This window comes from Halobaculum sp. EA56, assembly GCF_051195075.1.
Taxonomy (GTDB): domain Archaea; phylum Halobacteriota; class Halobacteria; order Halobacteriales; family Haloferacaceae; genus Halobaculum.
Map to the genome: position 1 here is coordinate 1 of NZ_JBNTJX010000072.1, position 2,120 is coordinate 2,120.

Below are 2,120 nucleotides of genomic sequence, written 5' to 3' on the forward strand. Positions count from 1 at the left end.
GACTCGTTGACGTCGGAGTCTCCCTCTTCGACGACGCCGTCAGCAGGGACACTCGCACCCGGCCGGACGAGTACGAGGTCGCCCTCGGAGAGTTCACTCACCGGGACCTCCTCAGTGTCGCCGCCGTCGGTAATCCGCTCGGCGGTGTCCGGCATCAGCTTCGCCAGTTCGTCGACCGCACTCGAGGCCCGTCGCACCGACCGCATCTCGATCCAGTGCCCCAGCAGCATAATGTCGATCAGGGTGACGAGTTCCCAGAAGAACGCCGACTGCGTCGGGAAGACCACGCTCGCGAGGCTGTAGACGAACGCGACGGTGATCGCCATCGAGATGAGCGTCATCATCCCCGGCGACCGATCTTTCAGTTCCGGTACCGCCATCTGGAGGAACGGCATCCCACCGTACGCGAAGACGATGACCGCGAAGACGGGGTTGATCCACTCGCTGCCCGGGAACGCGGGGACGGAGAACCCGAGCCACTCCTGCAGCATTTCGCTGTATAGCAGGACTGGGATCGACAGGAGCGTCGAGACGAAGAAGCGCCGGCGGAACATCTGCTCGTGGCCCTCGTGCATCCCGCCATGCCCCTCACCGTGGCTCTCATGGGAACCGTGGTCGTGTCCTTCGCCCTCGTGTCCAGCGTGCTCGTGCTGCTCGTCGAGCACTGTCTCACTCTCCGCAGCAGGGTGTGCCTCTTCTTCCAGTAGCTCCTGTTCTACCCGCTGCTCGTCCGACTCGGCGTCCGATTCATCCTGCTCGCCGTGTTCGTGCTGGTGACTGCTGTCGTCCTGCTGGTGTTCCCCTCCAGGGGGATTCTCATTTGTATCTTTGTGGTCGTCCATAGCCCATATTCTCTGTAGAGGTGGATCCGCTGGCCCCCTGAATCTTCCCCACTGAACTGTACAGCAGGACCAGCGTAGCGAAGCTTCAAAGACAACGGTTGGCCGTTGTCTCGGAGTGGTCCGCGCGATTCTCAGGCGTAAGCGGTGTACCCGGCGTCTTCGACGGCCTCCACGAGAGCTGTGACATTTGCCTCACCATCGACGCTCGCCTGTTCGCTCTCCCTGTCGACGGTCACGTCAGTCACGCCGGATACCTCTTCGAGGGCCTCTTCGACCGTCTGCTCACAGTGACCGCACGTCATGCCTTCCACGATGATCGTCGTCGTCATACAGGGATACACACGGCCTCCTCTCTTTAGCGGATTTCCCCTTCGATCATACTGATATCGTGGGGCTCAAACTTTAGATTCAAAGTGATACCTGCGGCCGTAACGAACTAGACATCGGATGCGCCAGGTGTCAATAGCGAGGTGGCTCAAGTATCGTTGTGACGCTCTCTGTACGTCTTCGCCGCTAAAAAGACATAGAGTGCGCCGATAGCCCGAATGCCCAAGCGGAATCGCTCGTTCCATTCTATCGACTCTGGACGCTCGTACAGGAACGCGGTGGCAAATCTCTGATACAGGTCGGGAAATAAGAGGACTATCGCACCGAACACGCCGGTAAGATTCATCAGCAATGCGTATGCTCGCCCGTTAAAGAGTGAAAGCGCAGCTATCAGAACACCCTCCGACCGGACTGCTGGACGTATCCACCCTCTCACTGTTCCCTCGTCTGGATTCGAAATGGCGAGTTTCTCGAAGAGCTCGACGATTTCGTCCGGGAACAGCGCTGAGATAGCGCCGAGGACACCGACGAGTGTTCGAATCATACGATATGGTACGACCGATATGGATATAACTCCCACTGCGACGCTACACTATCGAGAACGAGGGGAGTCCGAACAGTAGCGGCTTCGAACCGGGCACGACGCGCAGAGGCCGCTTGTCGAATGGGCGTCCTGAATCCTTATGGATTCGGGGCATACAGGGCGTAGAGGATAGACAGCATCCCGGCTGCGGTGACGAGTGCTGCGACGAATCCTGCTTCGAAGATCGACACCTGGAGGAGTTCGAAGAGGACGCCTTCAAGGAGGCCGCCAAGCCCGACCAATGCGAAGCCGGCGGCGACGTACAGGAGTAACTGCGTGTGATGTCGTTGGTACCCGCGATAGGCCTGATATGCGATGACCAGTGCTAACGCGGTCGTGAACAGTTTGCCGATGACGAATAGCGTGTG

The 2,120-nt window shown here is 59.1% G+C and carries 3 protein-coding genes and 1 pseudogene; all 4 read right to left on the reverse strand.

Going from position 1 to position 2,120, the window contains the following annotated elements:
* Positions 1–842: pseudogene (locus ACQUQ1_RS22045) on the reverse strand (heavy metal translocating P-type ATPase); the annotation flags it as partial.
* Positions 843–973: 131 nt separating this feature from the next.
* Positions 974–1,171 (reverse strand): heavy-metal-associated domain-containing protein, encoded by a 198-nt coding sequence (locus tag ACQUQ1_RS22050; RefSeq protein ID WP_004594582.1) that lies wholly within the window; start codon positions 1,169–1,171, stop codon positions 974–976.
* A 146-nt stretch (positions 1,172–1,317) separates the two neighbouring features.
* Positions 1,318–1,713, reverse strand: coding sequence for a hypothetical protein (locus ACQUQ1_RS22055; protein WP_004594583.1), 396 nt, complete (start codon positions 1,711–1,713; stop codon positions 1,318–1,320).
* A gap of 137 nt (positions 1,714–1,850) precedes the next feature.
* Positions 1,851–2,120, reverse strand: a 270-nt coding sequence (locus ACQUQ1_RS22060; protein WP_435066335.1) for a DUF7521 family protein, incomplete at its 5' end; no start/stop codon positions are given.

Excerpts from the sequence above, each read along its gene's own strand:
- ACQUQ1_RS22055 (WP_004594583.1), bottom strand. The coding sequence starts at position 1,713 with ATGATTCGAACACTCGTCGGTGTCCTCGGCGCTATCTCAGCGCTGTTC.
- ACQUQ1_RS22050 (WP_004594582.1), bottom strand. The coding sequence starts at position 1,171 with ATGACGACGACGATCATCGTGGAAGGCATGACGTGCGGTCACTGTGAG.